This is a genomic window from Amycolatopsis sp. NBC_00348, assembly GCF_036114655.1.
Classification (GTDB): domain Bacteria; phylum Actinomycetota; class Actinomycetes; order Mycobacteriales; family Pseudonocardiaceae; genus Amycolatopsis.
Genome location: NZ_CP107994.1, coordinates 4,077,664 through 4,098,712 on the forward strand (window position 1 = coordinate 4,077,664; position 21,049 = coordinate 4,098,712).

The 21,049-nt window shown below is 69.4% G+C and carries 13 protein-coding genes and 1 pseudogene; 3 read left to right on the plus strand and 11 right to left on the minus strand.

All coding sequences use genetic code 11. From position 1 onward, the window contains the following. Positions 1-65: 65 nt before the first annotated feature. From OHS58_RS17565 to OHS58_RS17610, 11 genes and pseudogenes are all read right to left on the minus strand, one after another. Positions 66-518 carry a hypothetical protein gene (locus OHS58_RS17565; RefSeq protein ID WP_328649033.1) on the minus strand — a complete coding sequence of 151 codons (453 nt, stop codon included), beginning with the start codon at positions 516-518 and terminating at the stop codon, positions 66-68. A gap of 888 nt (positions 519-1,406) precedes the next feature. Beyond that, entirely contained in the window at positions 1,407-2,144 is a 738-nt protein-coding gene (locus tag OHS58_RS17570; protein WP_328649034.1) for a hypothetical protein, read from the minus strand. Beyond that, complete coding sequence (locus tag OHS58_RS17575; RefSeq protein ID WP_328649035.1) at positions 2,141-2,380, minus strand: hypothetical protein; 240 nt, start codon at positions 2,378-2,380, stop codon at positions 2,141-2,143. Before OHS58_RS17575 ends, OHS58_RS17570 begins: the two co-directional genes overlap by 4 nt. A gap of 464 nt (positions 2,381-2,844) precedes the next feature. Beyond that, complete coding sequence (locus OHS58_RS17580; protein WP_326948785.1) at positions 2,845-3,312, minus strand: hypothetical protein; 468 nt, start codon at positions 3,310-3,312, stop codon at positions 2,845-2,847. Positions 3,313-3,494: 182 nt separating this feature from the next. Then, positions 3,495-3,580: pseudogene (locus OHS58_RS48755) on the minus strand (IS5/IS1182 family transposase); the annotation flags it as partial. 95 nt (positions 3,581-3,675) lie between these two features. Then, positions 3,676-4,188 carry a hypothetical protein gene (locus tag OHS58_RS17585; protein ID WP_326948784.1) on the minus strand — a complete coding sequence of 171 codons (513 nt, stop codon included), beginning with the start codon at positions 4,186-4,188 and terminating at the stop codon, positions 3,676-3,678. Positions 4,189-4,197: 9 nt separating this feature from the next. Then, positions 4,198-15,075 carry a LamG-like jellyroll fold domain-containing protein gene (locus OHS58_RS17590; RefSeq protein WP_328649036.1) on the minus strand — a complete coding sequence of 3,626 codons (10,878 nt, stop codon included), beginning with the start codon at positions 15,073-15,075 and terminating at the stop codon, positions 4,198-4,200. A 158-nt stretch (positions 15,076-15,233) separates the two neighbouring features. After that, positions 15,234-15,740: a hypothetical protein gene (locus OHS58_RS17595; protein ID WP_328649037.1), complete on the minus strand. Its 507-nt coding sequence runs from the start codon at positions 15,738-15,740 to the stop codon at positions 15,234-15,236. Between the two features lie 60 nt (positions 15,741-15,800). After that, on the minus strand, positions 15,801-17,006 hold the full coding sequence (locus OHS58_RS17600) for an MFS transporter (RefSeq protein WP_328649038.1): 1,206 nt from the start codon (positions 17,004-17,006) through the stop codon (positions 15,801-15,803). Between the two features lie 182 nt (positions 17,007-17,188). Beyond that, a complete protein-coding gene (locus OHS58_RS17605) occupies positions 17,189-17,695 on the minus strand; it encodes a flavodoxin domain-containing protein (protein ID WP_326948780.1) in 507 nt (168 codons plus the stop codon). Between the two features lie 73 nt (positions 17,696-17,768). Then, complete coding sequence (locus tag OHS58_RS17610) at positions 17,769-18,869, minus strand: nitric oxide synthase oxygenase (protein WP_328649039.1); 1,101 nt, start codon at positions 18,867-18,869, stop codon at positions 17,769-17,771. 217 nt (positions 18,870-19,086) lie between these two features. Between OHS58_RS17610 and OHS58_RS17615 the strand changes: the two genes are divergently transcribed. The 3 genes from OHS58_RS17615 to OHS58_RS17625 all read left to right on the plus strand — a co-directional run bounded on the left by OHS58_RS17615 (position 19,087) and on the right by OHS58_RS17625 (position 20,720). Beyond that, positions 19,087-19,341, plus strand: a complete 255-nt coding sequence (locus tag OHS58_RS17615) for a hypothetical protein (protein ID WP_328649040.1) — start codon at positions 19,087-19,089, stop codon at positions 19,339-19,341. 20 nt (positions 19,342-19,361) lie between these two features. After that, positions 19,362-20,372, plus strand: coding sequence for a CobW family GTP-binding protein (locus OHS58_RS17620; RefSeq protein ID WP_326948778.1), 1,011 nt, complete (start codon positions 19,362-19,364; stop codon positions 20,370-20,372). 66 nt (positions 20,373-20,438) lie between these two features. Next, the gene (locus OHS58_RS17625) at positions 20,439-20,720 is read left to right on the plus strand and encodes a hypothetical protein (protein WP_326954020.1); all 282 of its coding nucleotides are present in this window, start codon (positions 20,439-20,441) and stop codon (positions 20,718-20,720) included. Positions 20,721-21,049 lie beyond the last annotated feature (329 nt).

Here is a 21,049-nt window from a genome sequence, read left to right on the forward strand (position 1 = left end):
CGGACGCGAACACGCCTGGGCCGGCGCCGGTCATGACCTGACCGGCGCCGGCGCGTCGTCGGCGGTCAGACCGAAACCGGCACGATCCGCGGCAGAAGCCCGGTCAAGGCGACCCCACGCTTGCGCACGCGCGGCGGCAGCGGCGGCATGGTCAAGGCGAGGGCCTGGTTCCAGCCCTGGACGTACAACTGGAACTTCAGCAGAAAACCCGACTTCGGCTCGGTGATCGCCACGAGGTGCCGCGGCGCGCCGAAGATGTGCTTGCCCGGCGACCCGTTGTAGGACCGGAAGAACAGGATCTGCCGGTCCGTGAGCACGACATACGCCTCAGCCTGAACCGGCAGCGCCATCATGGTGCCGCCACTGAGCACCCCGACGGCCACCCCGAAGGCAACGGACTTCCCGACCGACTTCGCCACCGAGCCCACCTTGGCCATGGCGACCAGTTCCACCTGCTCGCCGGCCCGCATGAACGGAGCGGCGTTCTCGAGCAGACGTCTTTCTTGACGAGCACCCACGGAATTCCTCCAGAACGGAAACGCGCCACGACCCCGGACGCATCGCACACGCTACTGGAAGCGGGGTCACCGCGTTCCCTTGCCCTGTAACAAAATTCAACGGAAACAGTCAAGCGCGACAAACCAGGCACAGGTCACTTTCCGACACAGTCGCCGTGATTCGGCAAGAATCATGTCCGACAACACACGCGGAGCAGTTCAGATTTCAGGAGAAGCAGGTCGTGGAATCTGGCGCGCGCATAGTCCGAAACATCGTCCGCCAACGCGGCCAGCACTACAGAAGTGCCGAAGTCGCCCGACTCGTCGGCAAGCGCGAACCGCCCCCAGCTCTTCCGCGACGTATTTTGCCGATCGGCCGCGGGCGCAGTGTTCCCGCGACCAGTTGAGCCGCGCGATTTCGAGTTCCACGTTTCACGGCAGTGTCCCATGCGTCATCATCCCACACACCTCCCGGCGCACCGGTGACGCCCGGAGTGAACGCGAATCGGTTCGGGCAGTCGCTCTGGCACGCGGCACAAACCGGCTTCGGTATGGCATCAACGCCTCCGCCCGCCCCACGGTTCACTCCATGGCGGGTATTCGAATATCCTCGAACCGATGGTACTTGCCTGGAATTTCACCGCTATCTCTTTGTCGCCGGATTCCAATCTCATCGAGCGCTCCGACATCTCCATCAACCGAGGCCGGCCCATCAGTGCCGGTAATGATGAGCTTGCCGTTGATAACGGTCAGCCTGCAGCCACTCGGAAATAGACTGCATCATATGAAATGATGCCAGATATACTCCGCCCACCTCCAAGACCGACGCGCAATGACCCGGTCGTCACGCAAAGAAACGACAGTGCAGAGCTCCAGCCGCACGAAGGTGTCACAAACTCCTCGTAGGTCCTACTTTACTCGACCTCGGATATCAGCCGGAAGAAATTGCCGTTCCCCACACCCGGCCCGCGCCAGATCATGACGCAATGAACTGGTTCGCGCATCGCCGGCAGTCAGAACCATCACTTGCCGAGACGGTTCCCGTCCGGGATTGAGGAAGCAGTGACAAACAACTGCAACATCATCGCCTGACCACCACGAAGACAGACTGCCCGAAAGAGACTCTTCGAGCTCAAGTAGAGCAGGAATTTCACCGAGTGAATCTACATCCGCATCCACAATCGCCACATATCGCCACGTACGAACCAAGTTCCAACGGGTGCAATCTTCGATGAAATCGGCCACGGAGTCGAAAAGTGGATGAAACTCGTCCGACCATGAGCAACCCAGTCGACCGTCCGTCGCCATCACTATGGAACATTGGGCAGAATCATGGCGTGCGACCCGGGCAAACAATCCCCCATCAGGCTTCCGTCGCAGAACAGTCTCGCCTGCACCACAGCCCAATTCGAGCTCACCTTCCAAGACGCCACCATAAATCAGAACGACCCGACCACCGAAGCTGGAGTCGAATTCAATCAACTCGTCCCCGAATCGCTTAGCGATTTCCTTCATTTCTTCGCCTATGGAATTATCGATCACCACTTCGGAGGCCGTAACCCCCCGACTCCAACGTGGCGACAAGATGCCATCCCCCAAGAATGACCGAGCACGATCGGTTAACGCCGCACTATGATCGATGGTCACTTCATTGTCCCCCCGCCGAGGTAGTCGAACAATTTTTCACACGCGGGACAGAACGGCTTTACCATGCCGTGTACTTCCGGCCCGTATCCCTGCGAACCGCCGGCGACATGCACAGCCAAACCCTCTGCACCTTCGATGGGAACTTGCTGCTCTTCCAACCGGCAAAGCGCCCCGATTTCGGCGCATCCGCCATGGTGCCCGGTCGCCTCGACAGCTGCCCGCACACGCGGGGTCATGATACCAAGCGTTCTGGCCATACTGGTGCCCAATCCACGCGCACCGTTCGGGGCCCCCACTTCGGCCGCCACCGTCAAGGTGGGCTGGCGACCGGGGTCTGCCGCCAGTACCAACGCCCTCCGAACCTCGCCGATACGCGTCGAGACCCCTTCGACCGTGAATCGGCCGGCCGTCACATGAGGAGCATTCACGTGCCCGTAGGCATCTTGAGCCGCCAGATAAACACCGACCCCAAAGGGGTGGATGCATACGATCTGGACCTCAACGACACATCCGACCAGGCCTGGACTCAATCACCCCATTCCTCCGGAGGAAGTTCATGGATATCTCGACCTTCTACCACGACATACCCGAACATTCCCTGGAGACCGTCAGCCGATTGAACAATAAATTTCCGTAAGGTAGTCACCCTCGCACAAACCGACCGAATGCCGACACTCACTCCTCCGCGAGGAGCGCCTGCTCACTCGCCCACGAATGCCTCGATGGCCCGAGCCACCGACACCGGAGTCGACTCGTCGCCGGGATCATCCATTCCGAGCAACGGTAGATCCAGCGCCACAGTCACCGAGTCGCCGAATTCAGCTCTCACCACCCTGAGAGACTGAAGAACGGCATAGTAAGCAAGGCTGACTTGCTTGAAATCGTCCCTGATCGACACTCTTCCATCGCTCTCGACGACCGGACGGAAGGGCGGCACGACAATCCACTCAGGCATGCCATCATCTCTGGAGTTGGGCAAGACCTGCGCCACCTCCCTGCCCGGACTACCACCGTAGCGGTCGAACGCCCAAACTCCGGACATCACGAGCACGTCAGCTCCAAGCGACCGGCTACCTCGGTTGGCGAACTCGATCATTTTCGACGCGGGCAGCAACCTCGACCAGAGGTCCAGGGTCGACTGCCGGAGGGATGACACGTAAATCTTCATCTACTCCCCCTACGGATCGGCACGGAAGGAAAATTCACCCTCGGCTGATCATACTCATCGCACCTTCCCAGAGCGCGAAGGCGTTGATTCCGCCACCGCCGTCACCAGCAAACAGGACAGCCGAGATTCCGTCCGGATACCCAAGACAGAAGCAAAAGGCGACAACAGCCCTGGAGCCAGTCCCGCGGGCGGACTCCATGCTCCGGATTCAGCGGTGTCACCAGCGCCCACAGCTCATCCGGCACCGACGCCGGGACAAATAATCCATTACGCCCCGACGAACCCCCGCTAAGACACGCTCCAAGGTTCAATGGCACCGAACATCCAGCCTAGACGCCGCAAATATTTCGTGCTGTTTGGAGCTTATCGCAGATCTCCCGGCAGCAGCTCGCCCGCAGCGGCCCGGGCGAGCTCGAGTCGATCTTCGTCTTTTTCGACCAGAGAGAGCGTCTCGTACGCGTAAGCTGCGGAATCGACCCGCCGCCCTGAGAAGACCTCCGAGTACAGCAACCAGATGCCCGGTTCGGCCGCTACTACGCACTCGGCGGCGAGATTCCGGCCAGCCTGTGCGGCCCGCTCCGATTGGCCATCGTCGCCGACCAGAAAGAGAAGCAGTTCGAGGAATCTGGTCCGCGCGTAGTCCGAAATATCGTCCGCCAACGCGGCCAGCGCTACTGAGACGACCGGAACAGCCGGCTCATGGACGAACGACGAGACGAAGACATGGCCCTCGAAGACCTCGGTGCCGAGACCGCTCGACTCGTCGGCCCTGGCAAGTCGCCTCAGATCTTCCGCTACGTGCTCGGCCGAACGGCCACAGGCACAGTGTTCCCGCGACCAGTCGTGCAGGGCAATTTCGAGTTCCACGAGTTTCACTGTCGCATCCTATCCGCCATCGCCCCACGCACCCCCCGGTGCTCCGGTGACCCCCGGAGCGAACGCCGACCGGTCCGGGAAGTCGCTCTGGCACGCTGCGCAGACTTGCTTCGGCACCGCTTGAAGATTGCCGCCCGCCCCACGGTTGACGGTGAATGCTTCGGTGAACATCACGTTGGCTGGGTCACCGCCGAGTGCCATCAACGCGTTCCCTTCGGCGCAGTGCCCGGCGCATCCTTGAGGTCCTCCTCCCGACGAAGCCAGCGCAATCTCGCCGGTGTCCGTGTTGACGCCGCCCACGTAGGTGCGGTTCGAGGTCGCCGCTGTCCGATTGAACAGCGCATATGCCGGCACTCGCTGCTGCGCGAGCTGGAGCTGTCCCTCGACCGACCAGCCGGGCCGAGCGCTATCGATATCGACAGAGGCAGCCCGGCCGGCCGGGCCACGCGCGCTGGGAACGCCACTGACACCGCAGTTGTGGACCAGTACCGGGGTGGCGCCCGCGAACACGTAGTACGTGTGCAGCGAGTCGATCGTCAGGTCGTACGTGACCTCCGTCGAGTGGTACGGCGTCACCGCCTCGACCGACGCCTCGTCGCCGTCCGCGGTCTGCAACCGGTCACCGACCTGCAGATCCACCGCCTCGACGAACGCCCCTCGCGTCACGTCGTAGAACGGGTGGTGGAACGTCGTCGTGATCGTCGCCGGTTCGGAAGCCGACGCCGGCGCAGCTCCTCCGGCCAGGACACCGGCCGCCAGTGCCAGGCCCGCCGCCACGCGACCTGCCACCCGGCGCAACGACTTCACCTTCAACGCCACGAAGTCGTGGTCCGTCTCCGTCTTGATCACCCGGTCGACCGCGTGTGACTCCACGCCCGCCGTGCCCGGCTGAGAGTTGCGGACCCGATCACCGACCTTCAGCGACGAGATCGGCTTCGCAGAACCGTCCGCCAGCAGCACCTTGGTGGAAGCGAGGAAACTGTGCACCGCGCACGTCGACGGCTCCTCCGCCGAACTGCGACCACGAGCCCGCAAACCGCCCAGCGCCCCGAACGCCGCGCCGCCGACACCGCCGGCCAGCGCACCCGAACCCGCCGCCGACAACGCGCCGCCCACCGAACAGTCGCGGCCGCAGTTCATGCCGTAACCCGCCAACGCCGTCACGCCGCCGCTGACCGCTCCGGCACCCGCGCCGATCAAGCCCTGCGTCGCTGCCTGGGGCAGCACCCCGTCCAGGGCCTCCGCCACCAGCTTGCCGCCCAGCGGGCCCGCCAGGCCCGCGCCCAGCGCACCACCCAGCGCGCCCAGGCCGACCGCCTCCACCGCTCCGCCGACCGAGCAGTTGTGCGCCTTCGAGCAATCCATCCCGTAGGACACCGCGCCACCGACCGCGCCACCGATCGCCGCGCAGCCGACCGCTCCGATGCCCAGCGTCGCTGCCGTGCAGGCCGCGCCGACCAGCACGCCCGCCGCGATGCCCGCGATCGTCGACGCGTGGTCCTTCACGAATGTCGCCACGTGCGATGCCGCCGAAGCTGCCGCGTGGCCCACGGCCGTCGCCGCCGTCGACACCGCGTGGCCCACCGTCTTCGCCGCCGACACCGCCGCGTGCACCACCGCCGTCGCCGCGTGGGCCACCGCGTGCGCGGCTGTCTTCACGACTTTCGCGACCGCGTGGTACGCGGTTTTCACCACGTGCACCGCCGCGTGGTACACCTTCTTCGCGTACCGGACCACCGCGTGGTAAGCGTTGCGGACCACCCGCGCCGCCGCGTGGTAGGCGTCCCGCACGACGTGGTAGCTCGCCACCGCGACGTGCACGATCGGCTGCACCACGTACGTGTTGACGAAGTGCGCCGCCGGCTGGATCACCTGGTGGTAGACGAACGACGCCGCCGGCGCCACGACGTGGTTGCTCACGAACGACCACGCGTCGCTGAACCAGCCGTGCCCCGACGGGTCCGTACCGGTCATCGGGTTGTCGTCGACGTAGGCGAACTTGTTCGCCTCCATCGGGTTGGGCACCGGGCTGTTCGACACCGAGTCCCGGTTCATGAACTGCCCGACCGCCGGGTTGTACCAGCGCGCCGCCATGTTGACGTTGCCCGTCGACCGGTCCGTCCAGCCCGACTGGTACCCCAGCTGCCCCTTGGCGTTCGCCGACGCCAGCACGTTGCCGAACGGGTCGTAAGTGCTCGACCCGCTCAGCGCGCCGCCGGTGGCGGTGAACGTCCCGACGACGTCGGTGTGCTGGTCCACGAACGCGAACGCCCCGGTGCCGCCGGAGGCGACGCCGACCAGTCCGCCACCCGGATCGCGGCTGTAGGTCGACGTGCCGTCCGAGGCGATCGTGTTGCCCTGGCCGGAGAAGGCGAACGTCGTCGCCGCGCCCGACGCGATCGTCGTGTCGGTCAGGTTCCGGCCCAGGCCGTCGTACCCGAAGGCCTGCGTGCCCTGCACGGCCATCTGACCGAAGGCGTCCGACGCGGACACCAGGGTGCCGGTCGAGGACGCCCGCTCCCGCAGCGTTCCGCGCGCGCTGTAGCTGTAGGTGTTCGAGCCGTCCGACGTCAGTTCGTCGCGCGCGTCGTAGGTGTAGGTCGACGAGCCCACCTGGGTCCGGTTGCCCGCCGCGTCGTAGCCGTAGGCCACCGTGCTGACGCCGTTGTTCCACGACGCGAGCCGGCCGGCCAGGTCGTAGGTGTAGGTGTTGGCCGCCGACCCGGCGAACCCGGTGGTCGTCTTCGACGTGAGGTCGTCGTTCGCGTCGTAGCCGTAGCCGACCGACGCGATCGCCGCTCCCCCGGCGGTCTTCAGCGTGTCGCCGGTCAGCCGGTGCAGGCCGTCGTAGCCGAACGTCCGCGCGTTGCCTGTCCCGTACTTCACGCCGCTGACCTGGTTCAGCGCGTTGTAGCTCAGCGTCTGCGTGCCACCGGTCGCCGCGTCGGTGACGGTCGAGAGCCGGTCGGCACCGTCGTAGCCGTACGACGTCGTGCCCGCCGCGTCGGTGCGCGAGGTCATCAGGCCGTCGGTGTTGTAGGCGAACGACGACGACCCGGCCGAACCGCTCGCCGTGAGCAGCGCACCGCGGTCGTTGTAGCCGAACGTCTCGCTGCTCGCCGCCTGGTGGTCCGAGTGCCCGGCGACGCCGGCTTCGGTCGTGGCCACCGAAGTCATCCGGCCGCCGGGGTCGTAGCCGAACGTCCGGGTGGCCGTCGCGGCTTCGGCGCCGCCGCCGCTCTGGCTGACCAGGTTCCCGTCGTCGTCGTAGCCCGCCGTGACGGTCACCCCGCCCGGCTGGGTCTGCGTGACCGGCCGGGTCGCCGCGTCGTAGACCGAGGTGAAGGTCCGGTCCGCGGCCGAGGTGTAGGCCGTGGTGGCCGGCTCGACGACCGCTTCGGGCTGGTTCCACGCGTTGTAGCGGGTGATCGTCGCGTTGCCCCGGCCGTCGGTGGACCGCGTCCGGTTGCCCGCCGCGTCGTAACCGAACGACGTCGTGACGGACGCCGTCGCCGACACCGGCTGGATCTCCCCGGTGAGGCGGTTCCCGCTGTCGTAGGTGAAGGTCCGCGCGGTCCCCCGGCCATCCACAGTGGACGTTAGACGACCGCCGGCGTCGTAGGCCGCCGACGTCTGCCGCAGTACCGCGCCGGTCGCGTCCTTGCCGGTGACGCGCACCGGGCGGCTCGACTGGTCGTAGTCGGTCAGCGTCGCGGTGTTGTCGGCGGCGGTGACCGACGTCTTCTCCCCGAGGTAGCTGTACCCGTACCGGGTGGTGTTCCCGGCCGCGTCGGTGACCGCGGTGGTCTGCCCGAGACCGTCGTACCCGTAGGAGGTGACGGCGCCGGCGGGGGTCGTGGTCGAGGCCAGGCGCGCGCCGCCGGGGTTGCCGGCCGACGCGGTGTAGGAGTTCGTCGTGGTCGCGGTGAGCGTGCTCGGGTACCGCTCGAACACCGTCGAGGTCAGCGGCCGTGACAGGAAGTCGTAGGTCGCCTCGGTGCGGACGCCGTTCGCGTCGGTCACCGACAGCCGGTCGCCGTTGGTGTCGTAGGTCGACGTCGTCTTGGCGCCGGAGGGCCGGGTCACCTGGGCGACGTCACCGAGCTGGTCGTAGCTCATGGTGGTGACGTGGCTCAGCGGATCCTTCTCGGTGAGGACCTGCCCGATCTTGTCGTAGGTGCGCACGGTGGTCGCGGTGATCGGGGCGCCGCCGCCGGGCGGGGTGTACGCCGGGTTGGTGACCGACACCGGCTGGCCGGCCGCGTCGTAGACGGTGGTCAGCTGGTTGCCGTCGGGGTCGACGGCCTCGACCGGCTCGCCGAAGGTGTTGTACCCGGTCGTGGTGACCGGGTGCACGGCGGTGGCCGGACCGCCGTTCGTCTCCGTGGTGACGGTCGGCGCGGTGGTCACCGCCGGGTTCCCGGCTTCGTCGCCGGCGTAGGTCGTGACGTTGCCGTTCGCGTCGGTCATCGACGTCGGCAGGCCGCGCTGGTCGACGGTCCAGCTCGTCGTCTCGGCCGCCGAAGACGCCGTCGTGCCGCCGTTGCGGCCGCCGCCGAAGATCGTCGTGACCTCCGCCGCGGACAGCGCGCGGGTGTACGCCTGGACGCCGGCCACCTGGCCGGTGGCGTAGTTGCCGTTGGCGCCGAGGTACCAGCCGTGCCCGAGCACCAGCGGGCCGGTGCTCGCCATCGGCGTCGGGTCGGTGGTGGTGCCGGCCAGCGCGCCGTTGACGTACAGCGTCATCGCGCCGGTACCCGGGTTGTACACACCCGCCAGGTGCGTCCACGTCCCGGCCTGCGCGTCGGCCGCGGACTCCGCGCGGTAGCCGGTGGCGTTGGTGGCGTCGGTGCCGAACCGGGAGAAGGACCACTTGTGGCTGCTGCCGTCGTACTCGAGGTAGAGACCGCTCATCACGGTCCCCTTCTGCACGACGAAGGTCTGGAACGCCGAGCCGAGCGTCGCCGGTTTGACCCAGGCCGACACCGTGTAGGCCGCCGTGGTGTCGAGCACCGGGCCGTTGGTGGCGATCTGCGAGCTGGTGCCGTCGAGGTTCGCGGCGCCGTCGGACCAGGTGACGGCCGAGGCGGCCGCGGTGTTCCCGGTGCCGGAGGAGTCGGTGACCGTGGTGCCCGACGGCTGGTTCAGCTTCCACCAGCCCACCGGGTGCCCGGCGCCGTCCGCGGCGACCGAGCGGGAGGTGAGCACGCCCATCGGGTCGTAGGTGGTGCTGACCGTGCGGCTGCGTCCCGACGGGTCGGCCTGCGTGGTGGTCGCGACCTGGTCGTCCGGGGTGTAGGACACCGACGTCGTGCGGGCCGCGCCCGCCGGGTCGTCGACGGTCCGCGAGACCCGCCCGGCGGCGTCCACTGTGGACGCCGAGGTGTTCGCGCCGTTGCCGGTGACCGTGCCGATCTGGTTGCCGGCCGCGTCGTAGGTGTTCGACTCGGTGACGAACGCCTGCTGCCCGGCGGGGTCCTTGCGCGTGACGGTCGCGGTCAGCCCGTTGTCGGTGTAGGTGTAGTACGTGGTGTCGCCCATCGAGTCCGTTTCGGACGCGAGGCGCCCGGCCGGGTCGTAGGCGTTCGACTTCTGGACGAGGAACGTCGCGGGCCGCGGGTCGGCGGGGTTGCCGGTGTACCAGACGCCCTGGGTGAGCAGCCGGCCTTCGCCGTCGTAGGTCCAGCCGGTCTCGGTGCCGTTGGCGTCGGTCTCGCTCTTCTTGTTGCCGTAGACGTCGTAGGTGTAGGTGGTGATGTTGCCGTTCGCGTCCGTGCTGGAGGCGACCTGGTCCTTGTCGTTGTAGGTCGAGCCCGACGTCCGGGCGGCGTCGCCGCCGGTGCCGTCGGCGACGGTCTGCGAGGTGAGGCTGCCGTCGGCGTTGTAGACACTGGTGGTGACGGCGTTGTGGACGGCGCCGGTCACCCGGTCGGTGACCGCCGGGTCGGTCTGCGAGACGACCTGGTCGCTGCCGTCGTAGGCGTAGGTGGTGGCCAGGCCCGCCGGGTAGCTGTCGGACACGGCCGTCTTCGACAGGAGGCGGCCGAGCGGGTCGTAGGTGAAGCGGGTGACCAGGCCGTCGGCGTTGGTCGTGCTCGCGACGTCCCCGTTGTGCAGGTAGGCCACCTGGTTGACGGCGCCGCCCGGCGAGGTCGTCTTCACCGGCAGCCCGGCCGGCACGTTCCCCGAGTCCGTCGCGGGGAAGGCCGCGGTGCCGTCGCTGTAGGTGATCGCGGTGGTCCGCCCGCCCGCGAAGCCCGGCACCGGCGGGGTCGTCACCGAGGTGCGGTTGCCGGCGGTGTCGTAGCCGAACGACGTCAGGTACGCGGGGTCGGTCGCCCCCGAGGAACGCGGGTCCCGCGAGGTGAGCATCAGGTCGTTGCGCGCGTCGGCCGTCGTCAGCTGCGCCGTGGTGTCGTCCGGGAAGTACGTCGAGTACGACGTCGAGCACTTCTCGGCGGCCTGGTCCTGGCAGGTGGTCTGGGAGACGGTGTTGCCGCGCACGTCGTGGCCGACGGTGACCACGTTGCCGTTGGGGTCGGTGCTGGTGTGCAGGAAGCCGGCCGTGTCGTAGCCGTAGGTGGTGCGGTGCCCGGCCGTGTCCGTCTCGGCGATCTTGTGGTTCCCGGCGGCCGGGTCGTACTGCTGCGTCGACGTCTTGCCCGCGGGGTCGGTGATCGTCGCGGTCGTCAGCGGGGCGAGGCCCTGCGAGTTGCCCGCGGCGAGGAAGTGCTGGGCGACCTCCCCGGCGCCGAGCGACGAGCGGTAGAAGGCGACCTCGCCGATCGAGCCGGTGAAGTAGTTCCAAGTGTTCCCGGTCGGGGCGGCCGGCCAGCCCCCGGTGTTGTAGACGCCCGCGCCGACGAAGTTCAGCGGGTCGACGTTGAAGATCTGGGCGGACAGCGTGCCGATCTGCTGACCGTCGAGGTAAAGCACTTGGGCGGTGCTCGCGCCGGTGAGCACGACGTGGTGCCACTTGCCGTCGTTGACCTTGCCCGCCGAGGCCATACCGGTGACCTCGTTGTCCCAGAAGTGCCCGTGCAGCTTGCCGTCGGTGCCGACGTAGAGCACCGGCATGGCACCGCCCGACGGGTTCGCGGCGCCGAGCGGCGAGTTGCCGGTCGAGAACAGCGTGCCGGCCGTGGTGGACGTCGTCGAGAACCACAGCTCGACCGACGCGGTGTTCGACGCGCTGACGAGGTGGTCGGGCAGCGTCGTCCCGGCGACGGTGCCCGGGAACTTCGCCGCGGTCGAGTCGGTGAACGGGCCGGGCCCGCCGAGCGTCGCGTTCGTGTAGGCCGACGGCCGGTAGTTCACCTCGCCCGCCGGCACCGCCGTGCCCGGTGCGTCCGCGAATCGCTGGTACAGCTCGGGGTGCGAGCCGAGGACGGCGCCGCGGTAGACCTGGCTGGAGCCGGCCGCGGTCAGCGGCGCGTATTTCCAGGTGCCGCCGTTCTCGTCACCGATCTGCGTGACGGCGTCGGAAACCGGGTCGTAGGACACCGTCGTGTGCACCGCGCCGGAGGGCCGGGTGATCGACGTGAGCAGGCTCGACTGCTGCTTGCCGCTCTGGTAGAGCGCCAGTTCGCGCTGGCCGGGCACGGGCTTGTCCCACACGGCGACGTCGGCGATCTGGCCGTTGAAGAAGGTCGCGGTGCCGGGCTTGCCGGCGTTGGCCTGATCGGGCCACTGGTTGCCGAGGAAACCCGCGCCGATGTAGCGGTTCTGCGGGCCCATCGGCACGACCGCGCCGATCGTGGACCCGACGAACTGGCCGTCGAGGTACATGCCCTGGCTGGTCGAGGAGTGCGTGAACACCACGTGGTGCCAGGCGTTGTCGTTGACCGGAGCCGGGGTCGTGACGGTCTTGTCCGTCGCGCCGGTCCAGTACTCGCCGATCAGCTTCCCGTCGTTGCCGACGTAGAGCGCGGGCGTGTACTGCGACGCCGGGCTCGTCGCCTCGGTCAGCGGCATGGTGCTGTAGGAGAACAGGACTCCGTTGGTGGCCGCGGTCTTGAACCACATCGACACCGACATCGTGTTCGGCGCCGCGGCGTCGGCCCGCGGGAGCTGCACGTACGACGAGGTGCCGTTGAACCCGGCCGACGTCGCCGCCGAGCCCGCCAGCGCGCCGGGCCGGCCGAGCGTGACGTCGTGGTAGGTCGCGCTGTCGGCGCCTTCGTTGGTCAGCACCGCGCTCGCGGCGGTCGTCCCGGACGCTTCGGCCAGCGGCCAGAGCGAGTGCGGGCCGAGGTCGAGCGCGCTGGTCCGGTAGGGCGACGCGGCCTGGTAGCCGTATCGCGTGCAGGCGGTTGTCGTGCCCGGCGGGCAGACGCTGGTGAGCTGGTCGCCGGTGTAGCCGTAGGTCCAGGTCAGCGGCGCGCCCGGGGTGAGGTCGTCGGTCGAGACCGTGGCGACGTGCGGGCTGGTGGCCCCGGCCGGGGTGGTCCAGGCCAGGTGCAGGGCGCGGCCGGAGACCGCCGACGTCAACGCGGTGGCGCGGCCGCCGGCGGTGGTCACGGCCGTCGCGCGGCCGTTGGCGTCCGTGATCGAGGAAAGCTGGTAGACGCCCGAACCGAGTGCCTGGGTGAAGGTGTAGACAGTGTCGTTCTTGTCGGTGAGGCTGTAGCCGCCGGTGATCGCCTTGAAGGTGGCGAAGCGCCCCGACGGCGGGGAAAACGTGCCGTCGGCGTTCTTCCCGTAGCCCACTTCGGAGCCGTCCGGGTAGGTCACCAGCACGCTGACGACCGTGCCGGTGCCGTCGAAGTCGTACTGCTCGGCGGCGCGCGCGTCGACCACGCTCGACCAGCCGGCGCCGAAGGCCCCGGTCGTGCGGGGATCACGGGAGTTGTAGTCGCGCACCACGGACAGGGCGGGCCCGACGCTGCGCACCTCCGCGTCGGTGGCCGACGTCGTGTAGTTGCCGATGCTCGGTTCGACGCCGTGCACGCCGGTGTTCTGCGACAGCGACGACGTCACCAGCGGCTGGTCCACCCCGACGGTGAGCGGGTTCCACGGCGGGTCGGCCGAGTAGGACGAGCCGTCGTAGGCCTGCACGGCCCAGTAGTAGGTCTGGTTGTACTTCAGCTTCCCGGCCGGGACCCGCCAGGTCCCCTCGGCGACCAGGCCGGAATCGGCGATGGTCGTACCCGCCTGATCGGCGACCTGGTAGCGGTACTTCAGCGCACCCGGGCCGGCGTCGATGTCGTGGGCCGTGGCGAACAGGAACGGGACGAGGCTGGTCGTGACGCCGCCCGCGCCCGGGTACGCGGAGTCGACGACCGGCGGCACGTTCCCGCTCGTGGTCAGCGACAGCACCGGCTGGAAGCCGGCGTTCATCTGCCACGAGTCGAACTGCTTCCAGTGCAGCGTGTCGTTCGTGGCCGCGTAGACGGCGAGGCCGTTGTCCGCCACCGACCCGTTGGCCCAGCCGGTGAACGTCGCCGCCGACAACGGCACGCTCACCCAATCGCCCACCGTCCGGTCGGCCGCGCGGTTGGCGCACGCGGTGGGCACCGACGGCGTGGCGTTGCCGATGCTCGCGCCGTAGGACGGCCCCGGGTAGGCGGCCACGCCGGACGGCGTCCACGTCTGCGTCACCGGGGCGACGTCGAAGCGTTCGGCGACGCACGTCGAGGCCCAGGTGTCGAACAGCTTCAGCGTCGCTGAGCTCACCGTGACCTGGGAGCCGTCGAGGTCGGCGGGGAACTTGAGGAACGTGTTCGCCGAGTCGGGGCCCGAGTTGAACGACCCGATCTTGACGACCTTCTCCATCGAGTGGTCACCGGGCGCGCCGGCCTCGGCGTAGGTCGAGGACGGCGTGTCGGTGAAGGTCGGGTCGACGGTCACCGGGAACACCCGGGCCGGGTCGGCCAGCCACGCCGGGTCCAGGGTGACCTTCAGCGCCGGCGCCCCGGCGGACGTCGTCAGCGCGTAGCCGACCGCATACGTCGTGGCCGGGTCGCCGGAAACCGGGTCGACCCGGGAGTCGAAGGCGTAGCCGCGCGGGATCCGTTCGCGGACCGCCCCGGCGCCGTCGACCAGGCTCACCGAGCCGTCGGCTTCGGCGCGCGGCGTCAAACCGTTGAGGGACAACGGGAACACCCAGGTGCTCGGGGCCGCCGCCGAGCGCAGCACGACGGACTCCTTGACGCCGGTCGCCGTCGGTTCGAGGGCGAGATCGGTGTCGCGGAGCACGCCGGGGTAGGTCGCGGACCGGCCGTCGACGCGGGGTGCGACCGGGGCGGCGCCCTGCAGGCCGTACGTGAGCGAGTGCCCGCCGTCGACGGCGAGGGCGGCCAGCGCCGGGTCGGCCGCGTTGCCCGCGAAGTCGACGACCCGGGAGTTGGCGGCCTCGTGCCAGCGGCCGTCCTGTCCACTGCGGACCGAGGTGTCGATCGGCCGCCAGCCCCACGGGCCGTCGGCGAAGTTGACCGGCTCCCGGGTGTAGTCGCGGGTGACCGAGCCGTCGGCATTGGTGAAGAAGTTCATCGTCGCCGAGGACTTCGTCGCGTCGCGGTGGCTCGTCACGGCGTCGAAGCCACGCGTCGCCGGGCCGCTCGGCCCGGGGGTCACCTTACGGTCGTGCGCGGCTTCCGGGGCCAGCTCTCCGGGCGCGCGGCCCGGCGCGTTCCCGGCGCCGCCGTCCGCGCTGGTCTCCGCGGTGGTCGCGTCGTGGCGCGCGCCGTCGGCCGAGCCGCCGGCCTGCCGGGGTGTCGCGCCCCAGTGCGGCGAACCGGAGAACAGCGAACCGAGCCACGACGTGAACTCCGGTACCGGCAGGTGACCCGGCGCGAGCTGAGCGGCGTCCGCCTGCCCGGAACCGAGCGAAAACGCCAGCGCCAGCAGTATCCAGGCAGCACAGAACCTGACAGCACGACGACCCACGAGTCTCCCCCTCGATGACCATCCCCGACGAACGGCGAGAAAGTTCACCACGGCGGAAGGTGGTCTCACCAGCCCGCAAAGCGACCAATCACGGAGATCAAGAGCACAGGACAAACCGGACTTGTGCTACGTAATTTGCCCTAACCGCGCCAAATCTCTCAGTGGCCGGCGGCGTGCGCGGCCCTGCGGACCGCCTCGGCGACGTCCGCGCGGAGGTGCTCGGTCACCCCCACGGGGGAGACGTTGGCCGCCGCACCGCCCGCCGCACCGACGGCCACGAAGCGGATGGCGGGGTGGGTACCCGCCTGGGCGAGCGCCACGGCGGTGCCCGGCTCGCCCACCGTCAGGACGACGTCGCACCGCCGCTGCGCCAGGGAGTTCAGGTACGGCAGGTAGTTCGCCTCGGTGGCCGGGCCCGCCGCGGCGAGGTAGGAGACCTTGGCGCCGGTGTCGCCCGACGCGTCCTGCAGGCCCGCCCACACCGGCGCGACCCCGGGCGCCGCGAGCCCGGCCGGACCGGTCAGCAGGCACGCCGAGTAGTCGGCGTAGACACGCGCCCGCGCCGGCGGCAGTCCCTGGTCGTCATCCCCGGGCCACCACAGCAAAACCGCCGCACCCGCGACCACGATGACGCCGGCCACCGCCACCCACCAGAACCGCCGCACGGCCTTCCCCTCACTCCCGCGTGCCCCCACGGTAGTGCACGGCCCGGGCCGTCCGGTGGCTCAGCCCGTCGTCCCCGCCGGAGCCGTCGCCACCGCCGAGTCGCCGAACTTGATGCCCTTGGCCTCCTTGCCGATCGCCGTCAGGACCGCGACCGCCACCAGGCCCGGGACCACCGTCCACAAGAGAGCCGACGAATACCCGTGGGACTCCGCTATCGCCTGCTGGATCGGGAGATTGAGCGCAGCCAGGAGGTTGCCCAGCTGGTACGTCACGCCCGGGTAGAAGCCGCGGATCGCGTCCGGGGACATCTCCGTCAGGTGCGCCGGGATCACGCCCCACGCGCCCTGGACCATCACCTGCATCAGGAACGATCCCAGCGCGAGCATCCCCGCGCCGTGGTCGAACGCGAAGATCGGGATCACCGGCAGGCCGAGCACCGCCGCGGTGACGATCGTGCGGCGGCGGCCCAGCTTCTCGGACAGCGTGCCGAACGTCAGGCCGCCGATGATCGCGCCGACGTTGTACAGCACGGCGATCCACGTGCTCGTCGTCGCGGTCAGGCCGGCGCCGCCGTTGTCGTGCGCCTTCAGGAAACTCGGGTAGACGTCCTGGGTGCCGTGGCTCATCCAGTTGAACGCCGTCATCAGCAGGATCAGGTACCCGAACCGGCGGATCACCTTCGGGTTGAGCAGCACGTCCTTGACCGACGTCCGCGTCACGCGCAGCTTCTCCCGCGTCGCCTCCCAGACCTCGGACTCCCGCACCCGGGAGCGGATCAGCAGGCTGATCAGCGCCGGGAAGATGCTCAGCACGAAGATCCAGCGCCACTCGAGGTTCAGTGCCGAGTGGAACAGCAGGTACGCGAGCGCGGCCATCAGGTACCCGATCGAATAGCCCACCTGCAACAGTCCCGAGAAGAACCCGCGGCGCGCCACCGGGATCTTCTCCATCGCCAGGGCCGCACCCAGGCCCCATTCGCCGCCCATGCCGACGCCGTAGACGAACCGCAGGATCAGCAGCACCGTGAAGTTCGGGGCGAACGCGCACAGCAGCCCGGCCACCGAGTACACCAGCACGTCCACGATCAGCGGCACCCGGCGCCCGACGCGGTCGGCCCACAGACCGAACAGGAGCGCGCCGACCGGCCGCATCACCAGCGTCGCCGTGGTGATGAACGCCAGCTGCGTCGCGGTCGCGCCGAACGACTTGTCCTTGGCGATGTCCGCCAGCACGAAGACCACGAGGAAGTAGTCGAACGAGTCCATGCTCCAGCCGAGCAGCGCCGCGAGGAACGAGTTGCGCTGGTCCGATGTAAGCGCTTTCTTGGCCTGGGCCGGTTCCGCCTGCCGATCCGTCACGTTTGCCCCGTCCCGTCGGTTCCCCACCGGAAGACTTCAGGGTTGGTCTAGCACCGACGACCCCGTGCGGGCAAGAGTGGACGCCGTGATCAGTGCGGGACGCCGATGCGCACCCGGCGGCCGACGTCCCGGGCCCAGGCCTTGATCCGGTCCCAGTCGCGGAAGTCGCCGGCGCGCTGGCCCGACGCCATCAGCCGCGGGATCAGGCCGCGCACGGTCGACGGGTCGAGGCGGCCGCCGAAGGTGGCCGTGCGCTCGGCGTCGATGCGCGCCGCGAGCAGCGCCACGTTCGCCGGCAGGCCGACCTGGTGGGTGGCCGCACCCGGGCCGCACGGGCCGCTGTGGAACAGCCACACCGGACGCTCGGCCAGCGCCCGGGCGTGGTGCTCCAGCAGCCGGACGGCGTCCGGCCGCCAGCGGTGGTAGTACAGGGCGCTGCCGACGACCACCGCGGCGTACCCGTCGACGGTGGCGACGTCGGCCGCGTCGCGTACGTCCACGGACAGGCCGATTTCGCGGAGCTCCGCGGCGATGACCTCGGCGATCTGCCGGGTACCGCCGTGTCGTCCGGAGTGGGCGACGAGGACTGCGGTCATGGGTCCATTGTCGGCCTTCGTCCTCGAATCGGCGCCGCGGGCCGGTCACGATCCGCCGAACGGGCGCTTCCCCTCAGCCGGGCGGCAGGAACGCCGGGCGCGTCGCGGGGTCGGGTTCGTCGTAGTAACGCCGGAACACGGCGGTCTGACCACCGGAAACGGGCGGCACGATCCAGCTCCAGTCGGCCGGGCACCGGCGTCCGGCGCGTTCCTCCTTCTCCAGGTGCGTCAGGAACCGCCGCGACTCGGTGTGGTGGTCGGCCATGGTCACGCCCGCCGCGTCGAACGAGTGCTGCACGGCCAGCGTCAGCTCGACGAGCGCCCGGTCGCGCCACAGCGTGCGCTCGGAGCCGGTGTCCAGGCCCATCAGCTCCGCGATGGCGGGCAGCAGGTCGTAGCGGTCCTCGTCGGCCAGGTTGCGGGCACCGACCTCGGTGCCGAGGTACCAGCCGTTGAACGGCGCGGCCGGGTACGTGACGCCCCCGATCTCCAGCGGCATGTTGCTGATCGCCGGCACGGCGTGCCAGCGCAGCCCCAGCCCGGCGAACCAGCGGTGGTCGGGGTGGCTCAGCGGCACCTCCAGCACGGCGTCCGCGGGCAGCGTGTACAGCCGCGGATCGCCGGGATCCGACTCGACCAGCAGCGGGAGGACGTCGAAGGAGCCTCTCCGCTCCGGTGGCCGCCAGCCGAGCCGCCGCACCTGCTCGGTGAACCCGGCGTACCGCGGGTCGCCGAGCACCGAGCCGTCCTCCAGCCGGTAGCCGGCGTAGCGGATGAGCTGCTCGTTGTGGATGCGCGGCCCCGGCCCCTCGGGCGTGTCCGGGGCGAAGACGGTGATGGTCGGGCGGATCCGGCCGGACCGGGTGGCCTGGCGCAGGTGGGCGACGCATTCGCCGGCGATGTCGGCGGGGTCGGTGACCCGGCGCCGGTCCCGGACGCGGAGGCTGTTCCAGTAGAGCCGGCCGATGCAGCGGGCCGAGTTGCGCCAGGCGACGCGGGCGCCGTACGCCAGCTCGGCGGGCGTGTGCCGGTAGGTGCCGGTTTCGGCGATTTCGGCGCGCACCTCGGCGAGCCGCGTCTCGAGCCACGTGCCCTGTTCGGCGGCCCCTTCTTCGAACATGAGGTTGAGGAATTCCTCGGCCTCCGCGGAATTGACGTTCTGTTCCCCCGACACCCGTTGGTGGTAAAGTACCGGCGCGGTCGTCACCCGCTCGGACGTAGCAGTCACCGCGCTACCCCACTCTCCGAAATCGTGATCTGCATCCCGACGGGAAGGTTCACCGTTCCTCCGATGGTCGCCGACAACACTGTCGGCCGGAAACGCCTGCAGCACGGGCGCTTCCGACCAGGCGGGGCAGGATACCCCACGTTTCGCGGGACACGGTCCCCGAATGCCCAGTACGTTCCGCGTCTCCCGGAATATCGCCACGGCCTGGGAAAACGTCGGAAAAATAGTCGTCACCACGTGTTATCCGGACATGTCGCAGCGCATTTCCCGTCAATCGATCACATTTACCGGCGAAGGCCACGTGATTCTTTCCCGTGCGCCGATCTTCGGCTTTTCGTGGGTAATCGCCGAACGGCCTTTTCCGGCGCCGGTCCCCCGTGTAAGCACGCGTGCGGGCGCGTCGTTTAGAGTCGCCTGATCGGCAGAGGAGGACGTTGCGTGAACCGGATCCCCGTGGTCCTCGTCGCCGGGTTCCTCGGCGCGGGCAAGACGACGCTGCTCAACCACCTGCTCGCCAACCGCGAGGGCGCCCGGGTCGGCGTCGTGGTCAACGACTTCGGCAGCGTGAACGTCGACGCGCTGGCCGTGGCCGGGCAGGTCGACACGATGGTCTCGCTGGGCAACGGCTGCCTGTGCTGCGCGGTCGACGCGAGCGGGCTGGACGCGATGCTGGGGCGGCTGTCGTCGGCCGAGGCGGGGATGGACGTCATCGTCGTCGAGGCCAGCGGCATCGCCGAGCCGCGCGACCTGATCCGGCTGATGATCGCCAGCGAGAACCCGGACATCCGCTACGGCGGGCTGGCCGAGGTGGTGGACGCCGCCGAGTTCGAGGCCGCCCGCGAACGCCACCCCGAACTGGCCGATCACCTGCGGCTGGCCGACCTGGTGGTGCTGAACAAGGCCGACCGCGTCGACGCCGACGCGCTGGCGAAGGTCACGGCGACGGTCGAGGAGCTGGCGCCGGGCCGCCCGGTGCTGGTCACCGCCCACGGCCGGGTCGACCCGAGGCTGTTCTTCGACCCGGAACCCCGCGGCGAGCGGGCCGGCCAGCTGTCCTTCGACGACCTGCGCGAGGACGACCACGACCATTCCCGGCACCTGCACGCCGAGTACGAGACGGTCACCTTCACCGCCGAGACGCCGCTGGCGCCGCGCGCGTTCGTCGAGTTCCTCGAGCGCCGCCCGGCGGGCCTCTACCGCATGAAGGGCCAGGCCGACTTCGGCGCGGGGACGCGCTTCCGGCTGCACACGGTCGGCGGGTTCGTGCAGGTCGACCGCTCGGCCTGGCCACCCGGAGCCCCACATCGCACCGAGCTGGTGCTGATCGGCGCCGGCCTGGACACGGACTCCGTCCGCGCCGACCTGAGCGGCTGCCTCGCCGAAGACCCGGACGTCGTCGACGAGCGCGGCATGCTGCACATCCTCCGCTACCTGCCCGACGAAGCCTGAGCCCGCGCCACGCCGAAGATCGGCAAAACCGCGGGTTCCCGCCGGCCGCGACAGAGACTGTCGGCCATGACGACCACCGAGGTGAGCGCACCACGCTGGTACCTGGTCGGCGTGCTGCCCGAAGAAGTCCCGCAAGCGCACCTGATGACCCGCTCGGGCGACCTCCGCTACCGGCGGTCGGCCTGCGGTGAGCGAGAGTCGCGCAGCTGGAAGCCTGTCGACTTGACGACATCCGAGGTCACACCGTGCCCGGAGTGCGTGGCGACCCTGCCCGCTCCCCCGGCGGGCTTGCGGCTCGCCCCGGGAACCGAGAACCGCGGCCAGCTCAGCCTCGACCTGGAGATGTAGCTGCACCGGTTGCTCGCGGGTCGTCGCTGCGCTCGAGGTCCGAGGCCGTCCGCATCGCGGCGGCCCGGCGGTGACACCGGTGGCCCCACGGGGGTCTTTCGCACGCTGAAGGTGGCCGGTGCGGCCGCTGGCGAGATGCGGTGATCGAGTCGCTGCGGCCCGCGCCCGTTCTCGCCGCCAACCCGCGATGACCAGGCACGCACCTCGGCGCCCGAGTCCCGCCACTCGCCCAGCCGCGGCACCCGATGCCGCCGGTCCCCGCAATGATCAGGCCGGGTACACGCGTCAACATAGCGGCGCTCAGATCCCGCGCCGGGCGAAGCCTCATG